At 65.1% G+C, this 16,971-nt stretch carries 21 protein-coding genes; 16 read left to right on the top strand and 5 right to left on the bottom strand.

The features are described 5' to 3' along the window. Positions 1-129 precede the first annotated feature (129 nt). The 4 genes from JQ591_RS15500 (at position 130) to JQ591_RS15485 (ending at position 2,801) form a co-directional block, all read left to right on the top strand. Positions 130-375, top strand: coding sequence for an acyl carrier protein (locus tag JQ591_RS15500; RefSeq protein WP_007597226.1), 246 nt, complete (start codon positions 130-132; stop codon positions 373-375). Then, complete coding sequence (locus JQ591_RS15495) at positions 362-1,744, top strand: class I adenylate-forming enzyme family protein (protein WP_211396860.1); 1,383 nt, start codon at positions 362-364, stop codon at positions 1,742-1,744. Before JQ591_RS15500 ends, JQ591_RS15495 begins: the two co-directional genes overlap by 14 nt. Beyond that, positions 1,737-2,459, top strand: coding sequence for an SDR family NAD(P)-dependent oxidoreductase (locus tag JQ591_RS15490; protein WP_211396859.1), 723 nt, complete (start codon positions 1,737-1,739; stop codon positions 2,457-2,459). The genes JQ591_RS15495 and JQ591_RS15490 overlap by 8 nt, the downstream gene beginning before the upstream one ends. A 126-nt stretch (positions 2,460-2,585) precedes the next feature. Then, positions 2,586-2,801 (top strand): hypothetical protein, encoded by a 216-nt coding sequence (locus JQ591_RS15485; RefSeq protein ID WP_211396858.1) that lies wholly within the window; start codon positions 2,586-2,588, stop codon positions 2,799-2,801. A gap of 4 nt (positions 2,802-2,805) precedes the next feature. Here JQ591_RS15485 and JQ591_RS15480 read toward each other — a convergent pair whose 3' ends face one another. Continuing rightward, positions 2,806-3,231 carry a hypothetical protein gene (locus JQ591_RS15480; RefSeq protein WP_249136976.1) on the bottom strand — a complete coding sequence of 142 codons (426 nt, stop codon included), beginning with the start codon at positions 3,229-3,231 and terminating at the stop codon, positions 2,806-2,808. Between the two features lie 176 nt (positions 3,232-3,407). Between JQ591_RS15480 and JQ591_RS15475 the strand changes: the two genes are divergently transcribed. Then, the gene (locus JQ591_RS15475) at positions 3,408-4,547 is read left to right on the top strand and encodes a DUF3095 domain-containing protein (RefSeq protein ID WP_211396857.1); all 1,140 of its coding nucleotides are present in this window, start codon (positions 3,408-3,410) and stop codon (positions 4,545-4,547) included. Positions 4,548-4,551: 4 nt separating this feature from the next. Here JQ591_RS15475 and JQ591_RS15470 read toward each other — a convergent pair whose 3' ends face one another. The 3 genes from JQ591_RS15470 to JQ591_RS15460 form a co-directional block, all read right to left on the bottom strand. Then, positions 4,552-4,986, bottom strand: coding sequence for a DUF2147 domain-containing protein (locus tag JQ591_RS15470; protein ID WP_211396856.1), 435 nt, complete (start codon positions 4,984-4,986; stop codon positions 4,552-4,554). A 79-nt stretch (positions 4,987-5,065) separates the two neighbouring features. Continuing rightward, on the bottom strand, positions 5,066-6,448 hold the full coding sequence (locus JQ591_RS15465; protein ID WP_211396855.1) for an MATE family efflux transporter: 1,383 nt from the start codon (positions 6,446-6,448) through the stop codon (positions 5,066-5,068). 82 nt (positions 6,449-6,530) lie between these two features. Further along, positions 6,531-7,058: a GNAT family N-acetyltransferase gene (locus JQ591_RS15460; protein WP_211396854.1), complete on the bottom strand. Its 528-nt coding sequence runs from the start codon at positions 7,056-7,058 to the stop codon at positions 6,531-6,533. A gap of 237 nt (positions 7,059-7,295) precedes the next feature. Here JQ591_RS15460 and JQ591_RS15455 point away from each other — a divergent pair, with 237 nt between their 5' ends. The 11 genes from JQ591_RS15455 to JQ591_RS15410 all read left to right on the top strand — a co-directional run bounded on the left by JQ591_RS15455 (position 7,296) and on the right by JQ591_RS15410 (position 15,342). Further along, positions 7,296-7,892, top strand: a complete 597-nt coding sequence (locus tag JQ591_RS15455) for a superoxide dismutase (RefSeq protein ID WP_007597204.1) — start codon at positions 7,296-7,298, stop codon at positions 7,890-7,892. A gap of 245 nt (positions 7,893-8,137) precedes the next feature. Next, the gene (locus JQ591_RS15450) at positions 8,138-8,749 is read left to right on the top strand and encodes a permease (RefSeq protein WP_211396853.1); all 612 of its coding nucleotides are present in this window, start codon (positions 8,138-8,140) and stop codon (positions 8,747-8,749) included. Continuing rightward, positions 8,746-9,246, top strand: a complete 501-nt coding sequence (locus tag JQ591_RS15445; protein WP_211396852.1) for a hypothetical protein — start codon at positions 8,746-8,748, stop codon at positions 9,244-9,246. Before JQ591_RS15450 ends, JQ591_RS15445 begins: the two co-directional genes overlap by 4 nt. A gap of 43 nt (positions 9,247-9,289) precedes the next feature. Continuing rightward, positions 9,290-9,541: a hypothetical protein gene (locus JQ591_RS35305; RefSeq protein WP_249136973.1), complete on the top strand. Its 252-nt coding sequence runs from the start codon at positions 9,290-9,292 to the stop codon at positions 9,539-9,541. Positions 9,542-9,543: 2 nt separating this feature from the next. Continuing rightward, positions 9,544-10,299 (top strand): metal ABC transporter ATP-binding protein, encoded by a 756-nt coding sequence (locus JQ591_RS15440; protein WP_211396851.1) that lies wholly within the window; start codon positions 9,544-9,546, stop codon positions 10,297-10,299. 6 nt (positions 10,300-10,305) lie between these two features. Then, positions 10,306-11,175 carry a metal ABC transporter permease gene (locus JQ591_RS15435; protein WP_211396850.1) on the top strand — a complete coding sequence of 290 codons (870 nt, stop codon included), beginning with the start codon at positions 10,306-10,308 and terminating at the stop codon, positions 11,173-11,175. 5 nt (positions 11,176-11,180) lie between these two features. Then, a complete protein-coding gene (locus JQ591_RS15430; RefSeq protein ID WP_211396908.1) occupies positions 11,181-12,044 on the top strand; it encodes a metal ABC transporter solute-binding protein, Zn/Mn family in 864 nt (287 codons plus the stop codon). Between the two features lie 54 nt (positions 12,045-12,098). Then, positions 12,099-13,145 carry a CobW family GTP-binding protein gene (locus JQ591_RS15425; protein ID WP_211396849.1) on the top strand — a complete coding sequence of 349 codons (1,047 nt, stop codon included), beginning with the start codon at positions 12,099-12,101 and terminating at the stop codon, positions 13,143-13,145. Next, positions 13,145-14,164 carry a WD40 repeat domain-containing protein gene (locus JQ591_RS15420; RefSeq protein WP_211396848.1) on the top strand — a complete coding sequence of 340 codons (1,020 nt, stop codon included), beginning with the start codon at positions 13,145-13,147 and terminating at the stop codon, positions 14,162-14,164. Before JQ591_RS15425 ends, JQ591_RS15420 begins: the two co-directional genes overlap by 1 nt. A 30-nt stretch (positions 14,165-14,194) precedes the next feature. Next, complete coding sequence (locus tag JQ591_RS15415; protein WP_211396847.1) at positions 14,195-14,911, top strand: MgtC/SapB family protein; 717 nt, start codon at positions 14,195-14,197, stop codon at positions 14,909-14,911. A gap of 101 nt (positions 14,912-15,012) precedes the next feature. Continuing rightward, the gene (locus JQ591_RS15410; RefSeq protein WP_211396846.1) at positions 15,013-15,342 is read left to right on the top strand and encodes a hypothetical protein; all 330 of its coding nucleotides are present in this window, start codon (positions 15,013-15,015) and stop codon (positions 15,340-15,342) included. A 180-nt stretch (positions 15,343-15,522) separates the two neighbouring features. Here the strand turns inward: JQ591_RS15410 and JQ591_RS15405 are convergent, their stop codons facing one another. Then, a complete protein-coding gene (locus JQ591_RS15405; RefSeq protein WP_211396845.1) occupies positions 15,523-16,965 on the bottom strand; it encodes a homospermidine synthase in 1,443 nt (480 codons plus the stop codon). Positions 16,966-16,971 lie beyond the last annotated feature (6 nt).

Raw genomic sequence — 16,971 nt, 5'->3', positions numbered from 1 at the left:
TTCGGAGATAGGTCCAATTTTATCCGAATTGTCCAAGAAGCCATTTACTTCTGTCGGGTAAACAAGCGGCCAAGGGAGGCGGTCATCAAGAACCGCCGCAACACGAACGACAACAGAAGCGAGCCAGCCATGTCGGTACGGTCTAAGGTCATTGAAGCGATCCAGCAGATCGCCAAGGAGCAGCACGTCGCGCTGCCCGCGCTCTCGGACGATCTGTCCCTGCACGAGACGGGCTTCGACTCGCTCGCCTTCGCCATCCTGGTGGCGCGCCTCGAGGACGAGACCGGCGTCGATCCCTTCACCATTTCCGAGGACGCAGCGTTCCCCGCCACCGTGGGCGATTTCGTGCGGGCCTACGAAAATGTCCCCGCGTGAGATCTTTGCGCTCCGCGACCATCTTGGCGCCGAGCTGACGGGCCGCACGCTGTCGGACGCGCACGATGCCGTGTCGCTGACGGATATCCTGTCGCAGACGGTCCTGGGTGGCCGCCTGCGCGAGCTGTCCGGCCACGCAGTGCTGCTGAAACTATCCGACCAGCTCCGGTCGGGCCTTGCCATGATCGAGCTCGACGGTATCGCGCGCCGTATGCTGCTGTGTCCGCCCGATCTCAACCCCGCGCATCTCGACGCGCTGATCGCGGACGGCGGGATCGATGCCTTCGTCACCGACGAGCCCGATCGCTGGGCCGAGACCGGCGTGCCACTGGTCGTCACCGCACAACTGCCGCTTCAAGCCACCGCGCCGGCCAGGACCGAACGCGCCACGGAGTGGCTGATGCTCACTTCGGGCACGTCGGGCGTGCCGAAAATCGCCGGCCATACGTTGGAAGCACTCACCGGCGCGATCGTCGCCGAAGGCCCGGCGCGCGGACCCGCGCCGGTATGGGCGACGTTCTACGACATCCGCCGCTATGGCGGCCTGCAGATATTCCTCCGCGCCGTCCTCTCCGGCGGCTCGATGGTGCTGTCCGATCCGCACGAGGCGCTCGGCGATCACGTCGCACGGCTGAACGCGCGCAGCGTCTCCCACATCTCCGGCACGCCCTCGCACTGGCGCAAGCTGTTGATGAGCGGCTCGGCCGCACAGTTCGCGCCGCGCTACGTCCGCCTCTCCGGCGAGATCGCCGACCAGGCGGTGCTGGACGGCCTGAAGGCGGCGTTCCCGAATTCCTCCGTCGGCCATGCCTATGCATCGACCGAGGCCGGCGTCGGCTTTGCCGTCAATGACGGGCTGGAAGGCTTTCCGGCCGACTATCTCGGCAACCGCAACGGCGTCGAGATGAAGGTCGTCGACGGCTCGCTGCGCATCCGCTCGACGCGCACGGCGCACGCCTATATCGGCCGCAACGCGGCCGCGCTGACCGATGGCGATGGATTTGTCGACAGCGGGGATATCGTCGAATTGCGCGGCGACCGCTACTATTTCGTCGGCCGCCGCGGCGGCATCATCAATATCGGTGGGCTGAAGGTTCACCCTGAAGAGATCGAGGCGGTGATCAATCGTCATCCCGACGTGCGGATGTCGCGGGCGAAGTCACGCAAGAGCCCGATCACCGGCGGCATCGTCGTCGCCGACGTGATCCTCGCCGACGGCACCGATCCGGCGCGCACGAAAGACATTCGCGACCAGATCCTGGATCAGTGCCGCGCGCAGCTCGCGTCCCACAAGGTGCCGGCGGTGATCCGCTTCGTCGAGGCGCTCGACGTCACCCCGGCCGGCAAACTGGCGCGCACCGATGCATAATGTCCTCGTCACCGGCGGCAGCCGCGGTATCGGCCTTGCGATCGGCCAGCGCCTCATTGGCGCCGGCTACAACGTGATCGCGGCGGCGCGGCGCGAGAGCGACGAGCTCAAGGCCGCGATTGCCGGGTCGGAGGGGCGCCTGCATTTCCGCTCCTGCGACCTCGCCGTGATCGACGCGATACCGGCTTTCGCAAAGCTCGTGCGCGACGAATTCGGCCCGATCTACGGCCTCGTCAACAATGCCGGCCTCGGGACCGAGGGTCTGCTCGCGACCATGCACAATTCCGCGATCGAGGCGCTGGTGCAGCTCAACGTGCTGTCGCCGATCATTCTCACCAAATATGTCGCACGGCAGATGATGGCCGACGGTGCCGGCCGTATCATCAACATCTCCTCGATCATCGCGACCACCGGCTATAACGGCCTCTCCGTTTACGGTGCGACCAAGGCCGCCGCCACTGGCTTCACCCGTTCGCTCGCACGCGAGGTCGGCAAGCTCGGCATCACCGTGAACGCGATCGCGCCCGGGTTCATCGACACCGAGCTGACTCATAATCTCTCCGACGACAGCCGCAAGCGCATCGCCGGCCGCAGCGCGCTGCGCCGCCTGCCTGAGACCGACGACGTCGCGCGCATGGTGGAATATCTGCTGGGCGAAGGCGGTCGCAATGTGACGGGTACCGTGTTCACGGTCGACGCGGGCAACACCGCGTAGCCGGAACTCCACCGCCACAATTGCGTTGATCCGGCGCAATGACATCATCCGGATTTGGTCGTAAGATACCCCGCACATCGGTTGGGTTACGTCAATCGATCTGCCCTAATCGATAGGGAGCAGTCCATGACCGCTTCGAACTCGGGCAAGGCATCGGCGAAGCCATCTTGCGCACAGCAAAGCGACGTTCACTGCCAGCCTGTTAACTGCCAGCCAATGTCTCATCAAAATTCCGGCGATCACGGTTACGAAATGTATCCGCAGAAATTCGTGCGTCTGGTCGGGTGCCACGACGCACCCGCATCCGCGCTGCGCAAGCGTCAGGACGAGAAGCTGCACTAGACGTTCAGGTCCGGTGCTTCGGCAGGTCAATCCGTTCGTGTGAGAACTCCGGCGGGCCGTCGGTCAGGCGGCGGATTCGGCGCTCGCGTTCGTCTTCAGACAGGGCAGGATCGATCAGCCTCTCGAGTTCATGCACCGCAAGCTCTTCGATCCTGGTGGCATCCGATGCGAGCGGGTGCCCTGGCGGGAGTGCCGGGGGCGCGATCTTCAGGCCCAACTCGACCAGCTTGCGGATAGCATCCGAGCGCGACAGGTGATGGGCTTCGGCCCAGGTATCGACGGCCGCGGTCAGGCTTTCCGGCATCTTCACCGCGCTGATCGGATCACGCCCGGTGCGCCGGCGTACCGGAGCGGTGGAGTCCTTCTTGTCGAAGTCGGGCACGTCGATGATCCCGCGCAACCATGTCAGATGGTCGAGACTAGACGCCATTTGCGGCCAGCTGTTTGATGCCGATCAATGACCTTCTGTGGCATTGCAGCGCGCCCTCATCTTGTTGTCCGGGCCCATTTCGGCCAATGATTGCAAGGGCGCGCCGCCCGGCGAACCCGGTCGATCCTGCTACGTATGTCTTTTGGACGCGCGTCCCAACCATCCGGCCTCACCCGATGACTTCAGCCTTCTATAGCGGCATTCCGGTCTTTCGCGGCTTCACCAGCCTGATGGACCCCGCTTTGTATTCGCCGCTGCCGGACGACTGGAGCATTGGCGTTGCCGACATCGTGGATTCCACCAAGGCCATCGCGGCGCAGCGCTACAAGGCGGTGAACATGGCCGGCGCCGCCGTGATCGCGGCGGTGACGAACGCATTGGAGGGTCGCGAATTTCCCTTCGTGTTCGGCGGCGACGGCGCGAGTTTTGCAGTCGCGCCTCTCGATCGCGAAGCGGCCCGCGAGGCTCTGGCCGCGACCGCGACCTGGGTGCGGGAAGATCTCGATTTAGGGATGCGCGTCGCGCTGGTGCCGGTGAGCGCCATCCGCGCGCAGGGCCTCGACGTGCGCGTCGCGCGCTTCGGTCCGTCGGCCAATTTGTCCTATGCGATGTTCTCGGGCGGCGGGCTCGCGTGGGCCGACGCCGCGATGAAGCGCGGCGAGTTTGCGATAGCCGAAGCACCCGCGGGCACGCAGCCCGATCTTTCCGGCCTGTCCTGCCGGTTCGAGGTGATTCCGGCTGCGCGCGGCCTGATCCTGTCGGTGCTGGTGATGCCGACCCAGGGCGTCGACCCGCGTGCCTTCCGCAAGGTGATCGAGGACGTCATCCACCTCGTCGAGCGCAGTCCGGATGCCGGTCGGCCCGTGCCGCCCCAGGGGCCGCCGCTGACATGGCCGCCGCAGGGGCTGGATTATGAGGCGCGCACCAAGCGCGGAGGTCCGCTGCTCGCACGCCGCGCCGGCGTGCTGGCCTACACGCTGTTCGTCTATCTGATCATGCGCTTCGACCTCAAGGTCGGCGGCTTCGTGCCGAAGCTCTATACACGGCAGGTCGTGGAGAACTCCGATTTCCGCAAATATGACGACGGCCTGCGCATGATCCTCGACTGCACGCCGGAGCTCGAACGCGCCCTCAGCGATCGCCTCGCGACGGCCGCGCGCGACGGCATCGTGCGTTACGGTCTCTACCAGCAGGACGCCGCGATGATGACCTGCTTCACCCCGTCGGCGCTGCGCAGCGACCACGTCCATTTCATCGACGGCGCGCGGGGCGGCTACGCCTCGGCGGCGACGGCGCTGAAGGCGATGATGGCGTGAAGCGCTAGCGCCCCGCGCGCGTCCAGGTCTCGCCGCCGCAGAGCGCGCCGACGCAGCCTTCGACCCGCAGCGAATCCGCTGATGTCACCGTAACGCTGCTCGCATAGGTGCTGCCGTCGTCGGCATTGTAGATCTGGCCCGACCATTTGTTCGGCCCTGAAGGCTGCATGCCGCTGAACAATGGCAAGCCGATCATCGGGCGCCTGGCGAGGGCGGGATTGGGATTCTTGCTGTCGGTGGCGGGCTGGCCGGTCGCGGTGTCGTGGGGTTCACGCAGCCAGACGACATTGCCGCAGATGCCGCCGCCGCATTTGCCGATCTTGACGCGGGCATCGCCGGCCTGGGTCAGCCAGGTCCCGTCGGCGCTCTGCGCATGGACGGCAGTCGCGCCAAGTAGCGCAGCCAGGAGGACGATGAGAGCGGCGAATCTGGAAGTCATGGAGAGAGCCCCGAAGTGGAGCGCCTCCATAGCAGCCTAGCAGGATAGTGCAACGCTGGATGGAATCACATTGCTGCGCTCATTTGCCCCAGCGCACGAAGGCGACCGAGGCCGCGGTCGACAGCCCGAATACCACCATGGCGCCGCCGACCAGCGCGAACAGGGTCCAGGCCGGAGCCTGCGCCATCATGAGGCCGCCGCCGCCGATCGCGACGATCAGAAGCCGCGCGGTGGAGGCGAGCACGGGGCCGCCGACGCGCGCCGCGCCTTGCGAGGAGAAATACAGCGACACGCCCATGCCGAAGAACACGAAGGTCGGGCCGGCCCAGTGGAAATAGCTGTGCGCGGCGGCGGCAACGCCGGGATCCCTGGTGAAGAGCGAAACCCACAGTGACGGATCGAGCGCGATGACGAGGCCGATCAGGCCAACGGTAAGTCCCGAGGCCGCGGCCGCGGTCCAGGCCACGCGCCGCGCGCGCTTCACCTGTCCGGCGCCCATCGCCATGCCGACCATCGGCACCGATGCGATGCCGAAGGCGAAGGTGATCGGGATCAGCAGGAATTCCAGCCGCGAGCCGATGCCATAACCGGCCAGCATCTCGGTGCCGAAGGTCGCCAGGATCTTGGTGAAGATCAAAATGGTGAGCACGGTCTGGAGCGGCGACAGGCAGGCGACCGCGCCGACCTTGAGGATATCGAAGAACAGCGCGCGATCGAAATGGAAGGCGCGAAAATCCAGCGGCAGCCGGCTGCGGCCGGACCAGAGATACCAGAGGAAAAAGATGGCGGCGCAGGTGAACGCGATCAACTGACCGGCGGCGACACCGGGCATGCCGAATTGCGGCACGCCGAACAGGCCGAGCCCCAGCGTGCCGCCGAGCGCGATCTGGAGCACGCTCGTCCCGATCAGCGCCATCGAGGGCAGACGCATGTCGCCGGTGCCGCGGATCACCGAGGCCAGCGTGTTGACGAGCCAGATCGCGACCGCGCCGGAGAACAGCATTTGCGAATAGCCGCTGGCTTCCTCGAGCACGCGCTCGCGCCCGCCCAGCAGCGTGAAGAAGCTGCGGCCGAAGACAAGCATCGTCACCGTGAAGAAAAGCCCGCCGCAGAGGCCGATGATGGCGGCATGCAGCGCCAGCGTTGCCGCTCGGTTCCGATCGCCGGCGCCGAGCGCGCGGCTGATCGCAGACGAGACGCCGCCGCCCATCGCGCCCGCGCTCATCATCTGCGTCAGCATGGCGAACGGAAACACCAGCGCGATCGCTGCGAGCGGGATGGTGCCGAGCCGGCCGATATAGGAGGTCTCGGCGATCGCGACCAGTGTGCTGCCGACCATCGCGATCATGTTGGGGATCGCGAGCCGCAAAAGTGTGGGCAGGATCGGTGCCGTCAAAAGACTGGCGATGGAGACGACCGGAGCACGCGGCGGCACGGCGTCTATAGAGGCGTCGATCGTCATGGGTCACCGCGTGGAATATGAGATGATGCTCAACATATTACAGGACGTGCGGCGCCGGCACCAACCTGCCGTCACGCAGGGCTCACCACGGCAGACCGCATAGGTCGATGGTGCCCAGCGTCGGCGCGCTGACGATGTTGCAGACATAGGGCGCCATATGGGTGAAGCGGATCCGCCCCTCCGGCTGCTCGCAATACACCTCGCCCTTGAAGGGGAGCCAGCTGCGGGCCTCGTAGAACGCAAAATTGTGCGGCTCGCAGAACAGCAGCGCGAAGCGGACGGCTTCGTTGGCGCGCATGGTGTGCAGCGCGGCGTCGATCGCCATGGTGGCAAAGCCGCGGCCGCGCTGGTCCTCGCGCGTGCAGACGCCGCCGATGCCGCCGACGTGAACCTTCTGCCCGTTCCAGGTGGCGGTGCGGAAGTAGATGCCGACATGGCAGACGAGACCGTCCTCGGGCGTCTCGATCAGCACGCGCAGGTCGGCATTGGCCCATTTGACGTGAGCCCAGGGCTGCTTCCCGATGATATCAGGTCCGAAGACCGCCTGATGCAGCGGCTCCGCCGTCCGCCACGAGGCGTCGCCGTTCAAAATGTCGATCTCGATGCTCATCGCTCTCTCTTTCGCATCTGCGCCGCCGGTCTGTTTCGTTCTGCCATAAGCACCTCAAAGACAATGCTAATTTGCAGCCCGGTTGAAACGCCCCACATCCTTGCGACGAATTTATGCAATCCGGCCAAGCCGCCGCACCACGCCTTTTGGAAAATTCGCGGTATTTAACGGCGACGGAACCTTCTATAAGGGGTGACCGTTAAGTCTCGTTCCCCCATCAGTCGCGGACAACAACCCATGACCTTTACGCTGCCCCCACTCCCTTACGCCTATGACGCCCTCGGGCAATTCATGTCGAAGGAAACGCTCGAATTCCACCACGACAAGCATCATCAGGCCTATGTCACCAACGGTAACAACGCGCTCAAGGGCACCGAATGGGAAGGCAAGTCCCTTGAGGAGATCGTCAAGGGCTCGTTCGGCAAGAACCCCGCGGTGTTCAACAATGCCGGCCAGCACTATAACCACATCCACTTCTGGAGCTGGATGAAGCCCAATGGCGGCGGCACCAAGCTGCCGGGCAAGATCGAGAAGAAGATCAACGAGGACCTCGGCGGCTTCGAGAAGTTCAAGACCGACTTCCAGGCGGCCGGCGTCGGCCAGTTCGGCTCCGGCTGGTGCTGGCTCCAGGTCAAGAACGGCAAGCTCGAGATCTCCAAGACCCCGAACGGCGAGAATCCGCTGGTGCACGGCGCCACCCCGATCCTCGGCTGCGACGTCTGGGAGCATTCCTACTACATCGACTATCGCAACCGCCGTCCCGACTATCTGAAGGCGTTCGTCGAGAACCTCGTGAACTGGGAATACGTCGAGTCCCTGTTCGACAAGGCCTGAGTCGACAAGGCCTGAGTTCGACAAGGCCTGAGGCTTCACGCATTCCGGATTCGGCTTTGCCGCTCCGGAATGACGGAATTGAAAAGGCGGTCGCATGCGTGGCCGCCTTTTTGCTGTGCGGAATTCGTACTTCGCCTCGCATGGCCCTGCGCGAGGTGCGCATCGCTCCCGTCATCGTACCGTTTGCATCGCGAGGACGGCGCCCTTAATCAGGACGGGCATCCCCCTCGAGCCGAACGAGCCCGTTGTCAGAACCTTCCCCGAAAGATCCGGCGCCCGCCGAGGATGCGGAGTCCGAGCCGCGGCCGGGGCGCGTGCGCAAGCCGATCGGCTGGTCGACCATCATCATCGCGGCCCTGGTGGCGGTGAGCGCGGGTCTGGTCTGGCGGCGTGACGGCACCGACGGTGTTCTCGACATACTGACGCACGATCTCTCGCTGTTCGGCGGCATCCTGCCGCGCGTGCTGGCCGGCTGCCTGCTCGGCGCGTTCATCTCCGAGATATTGCCGCACGAAAAAGTCTCGCGCGCGCTCGGGCCGAAATCGGGCCTGAAAGGCCTTCTGATCGGCACTGCCTTCGGCGCGATCCTGCCCGGCGGTCCCTTCACCGCCTATCCCGTGGCGAGTGCACTGCTGGCGGTCGGCGCCGATTTCGGTGCCGTCATCGCCATGGTCGTGAGCTGGACCTTGATCGGCTATGGCCGGGCGGTGGCCTGGGAAATCCCGATCATGGGCACCGACTTCACGCTGTGGCGCATCGTCATCTCGCTGCCGTTGCCGGTGCTCGCAGGCGCGCTCGGCCGCTTCGTCTATGTCCGGCTGTATCCGAAGCCGGCCACGAAGGACGATGAGACGTGAGCGCCGCGCTTCTGATCGACATCCTGTTGTGGGGCTCGGTGTTCGCCGTCGGCCTGATCGCCTTTCGCCGCGGCCCACCGGTGTTCAAGGCCTCGCTGCGCGAAGGCTCCATGGACTTCATCAACATCGTGCCGCGGATTGCGCTCGGGGTGATCGGCTCCGGCTACATCGCCGCCATCATCCCGCAGGAGGTGATCAGCGGCTGGCTCGGCCCAGACAGCGGCTGGCTCGGGGTCGCGACTGCCGTGGTCGCCGGGGCCGCGACGCCCGGCGGCCCGGTGATCGGGTTTTCCATCGGTACGGTGGCGCTGAAATCGGGCGGTGGGGTGCCGCAGGTGGTCGCCTATGTCGTCGCCTGGGCGCTGTTTGCCTTCCAGCGGGTGATCCTGTGGGAAATTCCGTTCATGCCGGCCCGTTTCGTCTGGTTCCGCTGCGCGGTTTCGGTGCCGTTCCCGTTCGTGGCCGCCGCCATCGCGATGGTGATCGGCAAGCCCTGACCCCGACGTGGACAGGGGTAATGTTATAATATAACGTCTCGGCATGGTTCCCGCCGCGTCCCAAGCCCATCATCACGACCACGCTCATGGTCACTCCCATGACCACGGGCATTCGCATGGACACGATCACACCCACGCCCATCAAACCCACGCCCATGCCCACGATGCGGCCTCTCCGCATCCGGCTCAGGCGGCACACTGGTCGATCCTGCGCATGACGATGGCCGCCCGCCTCGCGGCCGCGCTCGCGGTCTGCGCCGTGCTCTGGGGCGTGGTCTTCCTGGCGATGAGGTGACCATGGCGGCGCTGCATTTCCACAACGTTACGCTCGGCTATGACCGCCATCCGGCCGTGCACCACCTCAATGGTGAGGTCGCGCCGGGTGCGTTGCTGGCCGTGATCGGCCCGAACGGCGCCGGCAAGTCGACGCTGTTGCGCGGCATCGTCGGCATCCTCAGGCCGCTCGACGGCAGCATCCATCTGGGCGGGCTCGACTCCCGCGATATCGCCTATCTGCCGCAGAGCGCGGAGATCGACCGCAGCTTCCCGATCTCGGTGCTGGACTTCGTCGCCACCGGGCTGTGGCGTGGGACCGGCCTGTTCGGCGGCATCGGCAAGGCGGCGCGCGAAAAGATCCTCCGCGCGATCGCGTCCGTTGGCCTCAACGGTTTCGAAAACCGTCCGATCGGCACGCTCTCGGGCGGCCAGATGCAGCGCGTGCTGTTCGCGCGCGTGCTGCTCCAGGACGCAGGGCTGATCGTGCTGGACGAGCCCTTCAACGCCATCGACAGCAAGACCACGGCCGATCTGCTGGCGCTGGTGAAGCACTGGCACGGCGAGGGCCGCACCGTGCTCGCCGCGCTGCACGACATGGAGATGGTGCGCACCCATTTCAGCGAAACGCTGGTGCTGGCGCGCGGCCCCGTGGCGTGGGGGCCGACGGCGGAGGTGCTGACGCCGGAAAACCTGATGGTCGCGATGCGGATGTGCGAAGCCTTCGACGACAGCGCCGCCGCCTGCTCGGCCGATGACGCCCGCTCACGGGCGGCTTGATATCCGATGATCTATGACGCGCTGATCGGCCCGTTCACCGAATTCGAGTTCATGCGACGTGCGCTCGCGGCCGTCATCGCGCTGTCGCTCGCGGGTGCGCCGATCGGCGTGTTCCTGATGTTGCGGCGGATGAGCCTGGTCGGCGACGCCATGGCGCATGCAATTCTCCCCGGCGCCGCTGTCGGTTTCCTGCTCTCAGGTCTCAACCTGTTCGCGATGACCGCCGGCGGCCTGATCGCAGGTTTTGCCGTCGCGATCCTCGCAGGCCTCGTCGCACGCTCGACCGGGCTCAAGGAGGATGCCTCGCTCGCGACCTTCTATCTGGCATCGCTGGCGCTGGGCGTGACCATCGTCTCGATCAAGGGCACCAATATCGACCTGCTGCACGTGCTGTTCGGCAATATTCTCGCGATGGACGACCAGACGCTGCTGGTCGTCGCCTTCAACGCCACGGTGACGCTGCTGGTGCTCGCGGTGATCTACCGGCCGCTGGTGATCGAAAGCGTCGATCCCCTGTTCTTGCGCACCGTGAGCCGTGCTGGCGGGCCTGCGCATCTCGCTTTCCTCGCGCTGGTCGTGATCAACCTCGTCAACGGCTTTCAGGCGCTCGGCACCCTGCTCGCGGTGGGATTGATGATCCTCCCGGCCGGCATCGCGCGGTTCTGGTCGCGCGATCTCACCGTCATGATCTGCATCGCGGTCGTCGCTGCCGCCGTCTCCGGCTATGCAGGTCTCGTGCTGTCGTTCCAGACCCGTGTGCCGTCGGGCCCTGCGATCATTCTGGTGGCGAGCGCGCTCTATATCGTCTCCGTCCTGTTCGGCCGGGTCGGCGGTGTCGTCAGGCAGCTGTTTCCCGGCCGGCATCTGGAAGCATGACAGCGATGCGGCGCATCCTGCTTTGTGTGCTCTTGCTGATCGCCTCGCCGCTGCACGCCGCGGAACGGTTGAAGGTCGTCGCGAGCTTCTCGATCCTTGCCGATTTCGTCCGCAATGTCGGCGCCGACCGGATCAATCTGACGACGCTGGTCGGCGCCGACAGCGACGTCCACGTCTACACGCCGGCGCCGAGCGATGCGAAGCGGATCGCGGACGCGAAGCTGGTCATCGTCAACGGGCTTGGTCTCGAGGGTTGGCTGCCGCGCCTCGTGCAGTCCTCGGGCAGCAAGGCGCAGGTGGTCACTGTGAGCGCAGGCATCGCACCGCTCAAGCTCGGCTCGGCCGCCGACCCGCATGGCTGGCAGTCCGTCCCCAACGCGAAGGTCTACGTCACCGACATCGCCAATGCGCTGGCTGCGGCCGACCCAGATGATGCGGAGTTCTTCCGCGCCCAGGCCAAGGCCTATCTAGAAAAGCTCGAAACGCTCGACCGCGAGGTCCGCGAAGCCGTGGCCAAAATCCCGCAGGAGCGGCGCAAAGTGATCTCGACCCATGACGCCTTCGGCTATTTCGCCGCCGAATACGGCGTCCAGTTCATCGCTCCCCTGGGTGTCTCCACGGAAACCGAGCCCAGCGCGCGGGACATCGCCACCATCATCGGCCAGATCAAGGCCCAAAAAATCCCGGCCGTGTTCCTGGAAAATATCAGCGACGACCGGCTGATCCGGCGGATCGCGGCGGAGACCGGCTCAAAAGTCGGCGGGACCCTGATTTCGGACGGTTTGACCGGCGAAAAGGGGCCTGCACCCACTTACATTGATATGGTCAGGCACAATATAAAGGCCCTTACCAGCGCGCTTGACCACTAGGGCAGGGGCCACCCCGCCTCGCGTCGCGCGAAAAGCCCGAAGTCCGGAGTTGTTATGTCTGAAGCGACCGCCCAGAAAATTCCCGTGACCGTCCTGACCGGCTATCTCGGTGCCGGCAAGACCACGCTGTTGAACCGCATCCTGTCGGAAAACCACGGCAAGAAATACGCCGTCATCGTCAACGAATTCGGCGAGATCGGCATCGACAACGACCTCATCATCGGCGCCGATGAGGAAGTGTTCGAGATGAACAATGGCTGCATCTGCTGCACCGTGCGCGGCGACCTCGTGCGCATCATGGACGGCCTGATGAAGCGCAAGGGCAAGTTCGACGCCATCATCGTCGAGACCACCGGCCTTGCTGATCCGGCACCGGTGGCCCAGACCTTCTTCGTCGACGAGGACGTGCAGAAGAACGCGCGCCTCGATGCGGTCGTGACGGTTGCGGACGCCAAATGGCTGTCCGACCGTCTCAAGGACGCGCCCGAGGCCAAGAACCAGATCGCCTTTGCCGACGTCATCGTGCTGAACAAGACCGATCTCGTCACCAAGGCGGAGCTTGCCGAGGTCGAGGCCCGCATCCGCGCCATCAACCCCTATGCGAAGCTGCACCGCACCGAGCGCTGCGCGGTGGCTTTGGCCGACGTCCTCGATCGGGGCGCCTTCGACCTCGACCGTATCCTCGACATCGAGCCCGACTTCCTGAATGCGGAAGATCATGATCACGACCATGATCATCACCATCACGGCCACGACCATCACGACCATGATCACGGCCATGGCTTGAAGCACTATCACGATGAGGACATGCAGTCGCTGTCGCTCAAGACCGACAAGCCGCTCGATCCGAACGTGTTCATGCCCTGGCTCCAGAATCTGGTGCAGGTGGAGGGCGGCAAGATCCTGCGCTCCAAGGGCATCCTCGCCTTCCACGACGACGATGACCGCTACGTCTTCCAGGGCGTTCACATGATGCTGGAGGGCAACCACCAGCGAAAGTGGAAGGACGGCGAGCCGCGCGAAAGCCGCCTTGTCTTCATCGGCCGCGAATTGCCCGAAGAGCTCATTCGCACGGGCTTCGAGAGCTGCATCGTCTCGTGATGAAAGAGTTTACGCCGGCTCCCGATTCCGCCTCGATCGTCTCCGTCACCGAGCGCGTCAAACCGCTCGCGCTCGGCATGGGCGTGACCTCCGTGCATTTCCTCGGGCCCCGCGCCGCCTTCGTCGGCGGCGAGGAGAATGTCGCGTTCGTGGATGACCAGGGCGAGATCAGCAAGGTCGCTGTACACAGCGGCGGCATTCTCTCGGCCGCCTCCGACGGCAAGCGCCTCGTGATGGGCGGCGACGATGGGAAAGTCGTGTCGCTCGACGCCAAGGGCGAAGTGACGCTGCTTGCGACCGATCCGAAGCGGCGCTGGATCGATGCAGTGGCGCTGCATCCGGACGGTGCCTACGCCTGGTCGGCCGGCAAGACCGCTTTCTTCAAGAGCGGCAAGAGCGAGGAGAAGTCGCTCGATGTGCCCTCGACCGTCGGCGGCCTTGCGTTTGCGCCGAAGGGCCAGCGTCTCGCGATCGCCCATTACAACGGCGCGACGCTGTGGTTTCCCAACATGGCGGGATCGGCCGAATTCCTGCCCTGGGCCGGCTCGCATCTCGGCGTCACCTTCAGCCCGGACAACAAATTTCTGGTCACCACGATGCACGAGTCGGCGCTGCACGGATGGCGGCTCGCCGATAACAGGCACATGCGCATGACCGGCTATCCCGGCCGCGTCCGCTCGATGTCGTGGAGCGCGGGCGGCAAGGCGCTGGCGACCTCGGGCGCCGACACGGTGATCCTGTGGCCGTTCGCCAGCAAGGACGGCCCGATGGGCAAGGAGCCCGCGATGCTCGCGCCGCTCCAGGCGCGCGTGTCGGTGGTCGCCTGCCATCCCAAGAACGACATCTTCGCTGCCGGCTATAGCGACGGCACCGTGCTGATGGTGCGTCTGGAAGACGGCGCCGAGATCCTTGTCCGCCGCAACGGCACCCCACCCGTGGCCGCGATCGCCTGGAACGCCAAGGGGACGCTGCTGGCGTTCGCTGACGAAAATGGGGATGGCGGCCTGCTGGAGCTTTAATATGTCATCGTTCTGACCGTAGATGGGGCCATGCGGTTTCTGACGACCTTCCAGATCGCTGACTTCGCGGACACGCTGGCCAGCCTGTTCACGGCCTTCGTGCTGGGCACGCTGATCGGCGCTGAGCGGCAATACCGGCAGCGCACCGCGGGCCTGCGCACCAACGTGCTGGTCGCGGTGGGGGCCGCCGCCTTCGTCGATCTCGCCATGCACCTGACCGGCGCAGACGGCGCGGTGCGGGTGATCTCCTATGTCGTCTCCGGCATCGGCTTCCTCGGCGCTGGCGTCATCATGAAGCAGGGCATGGACGTGCGCGGGCTCAATACCGCGGCGACGCTGTGGGCTTCGGCCGCGGTCGGCTCCTGCGCCGGCGCCGACATGATCGCGCAGGCCGCGGCGCTGACGGTGTTCGTGATTGCCGGCAACACCATGCTGCGGCCACTGGTCAACGCCATCAACCGCATCCCGTTGAACGAGAAGGCCTCGGAGGCGACGTACTATTTCAAGCTCGCGGTCGCACCGGACGCCTTGCCCGACATGCGCGACCGCCTCGTCGAGAAGCTCGAGGGCGCGAAATATCCGGTGGCCGATATCGATGTGGTCGAGACCGGGGATGATCTGATCGAGATCGTCGCAAAGCTGGTCGCGTCCGCGGTGGATCCGAACGAGCTCAACGCCGTGGCGACCGACCTGCAACACCTGCCGGGCGTGCGCCACGCCACCTGGGAAGTCAGCACGACGGACTGAGCGCGGCGTCTTGGCGCGCAAGCGCGCGGTTCCAGCCTCGCCTGGCACGGAACCGCAGTCGGGCGAGTTCGTTGATCCCGCGGACAAAGGCGGTGATCGATATGCCCGGCCAAGATGACAAGCGCGGATTTCGAGATATCTTGATCGCCTGCTCGCTGTTCGCGGCAGGTGTCGTGGTGTCAGGCCTATCGCTGGCGCAAATCCGAGCCGAAAGCCGGATGGAGCTGGCGCAGGCGACCCAGCCGCTCCAGGGCACGCCGTCCGACGATCAGACCAAGGCGCCCGCGGAAGCCAAGCCCGGCGGCGACCGGCCGACCACGCCGGCGCCCGAGCCCGCACGCCCCGATCCGCAGACGCAAGGCGCGGCGACCAGGCCGGCACTGCCGGCGGCGCCGGCCGAGAAGATCGGGCCGTCGATCAAGGAGAAGTAATTCAGGTGGCAGCCACGCTCTCGCTGTCATCGTCCGCGAAGGCGGACGATCCAGTATTCCAGAGGCCATGCGTGGATACGGAGGGGCCGCGGCGTACTGGATGCCCGGCCTTCGCGAGGCATGACTGCGCTATGTGGGATGGGCGTCGGCCCGCAATGACGGGCTGAGAGAGACGGCGCCTCACCGCACCAGAACATTCCGGAACTGCCAGGGATCGCTGGTATCGATATCCTCCGGAAACAGTCCCGGACGATCCGTCAGCGGCGTCCAGTCGGTATAAAAGCCCTTCACCGGGCCGAGATACGGAATCTGGATTTCCAGCAGACGGTCGAAATCCATCTCGTCGGCTTCGACGATGCCCTCGTTCGGGTTTTCCAGCGCCCACACCATGCCGCCGAGCACGGCGGAGGTCACTTGCAGGCCGGTGGCGTTCTGATAGGGCGCGAGTTTGCGGGTCTCTTCGATGGAGAGCTGCGAGCCGTACCAGTAGGCATTGTTGTCATGGCCGAACAGCAGCACGCCGAGTTCGTCGATGCCGTCGACGATTTCGTTCTCGTCGAGGATGTGGTGCTTTTCCTGCATCTTCGCGGCGCGGCCGAACATTTCATGCAGCGACAGCACGGCATCGTCGGCCGGGTGATAGGCATAGTGGCAGGTCGGCCGATAGACCGCCGTGCCTGATGCGTCGCGCACCGTGAAGTAATCGGCGATCGAGATCGACTCGTTGTGGGTGACGAGGAAGCCATACTGCGCGCCGCGGGTCGGGCACCAGGTGCGCACGCGCGTGTTGGCGCCGGGCTGCATCAGGTAGATGGCAGCGCCGCAGCCGGCTTCGTGGGTCCGCGCATTCTCCGGCATCCACTTCTCATGGGTGCCCCAGCCGAGCTCGGACGGCTGCACGCCTTCCGACAGGAAACCTTCCACCGACCAGGTGTTGACGAAGACATCAGGCTCTTTTGGCGACTTGGAGCGCTGGGTGTCGCGTTCGGCGATGTGGATGCCCTTGATGCCAGCCTGCCGCATCAAGTCCGCCCATTCGGCTTTGGTCTTCGGCTTGGGGGCATTGAGCTTCAGATCCGCCGCGACGTTGAGCAGCGCCTGCTTGACGAAGAACGAGACCATGCCGGGATTGGCGCCACAGCAGGAGACGGCCGTCGTCGATCCCGCGGGGCGCGCCTTCTTTGCGGCCAGCGTCGCTTCGCGAAGCGCATAGTTGGAGCGCGCCTCCGGGCCCTTCGACGAATCGAAATAGAAGCCGAGCCAGGGCTCGTTGACGGTGTCGATATAGAGAGCGCCGAGTTCGTTGCAGAGCTCCATGATGTCGGTGGAGCCGGTATCGACCGAGAGATTGACGCAAAAACCCTGGCCGCCGCCTTCGGTGAGCAGCGGGGTCAGCAATTCCCGATAATTGTCCTTGGTCACGCCCTTCTGGATGAAGCGGACATTCTGCTTCTCGCAATGTGCCTTGCGGCCCTCGTCCTTGGGATCGATCACGGTGATGCGCGACTTGTCGTAATCGAGATGCCGCTCGATCATCGGCAGCGTGCCTTTGCCGATGGAGCCGAAGCCGACCATGACGATGGGACCAGTGATCTTCGCGTAGATCTGCGAGGCGGGGCTCATGGGATG

The organism is Bradyrhizobium canariense (genome assembly GCF_018130465.1).
In the GTDB taxonomy this organism is placed as follows: Bacteria; Pseudomonadota; Alphaproteobacteria; order Rhizobiales; family Xanthobacteraceae; genus Bradyrhizobium; species Bradyrhizobium canariense_C.
Note: the sequence above shows the minus strand (reverse complement) of the source record. Positions and strands in the feature narration are given on the sequence as shown.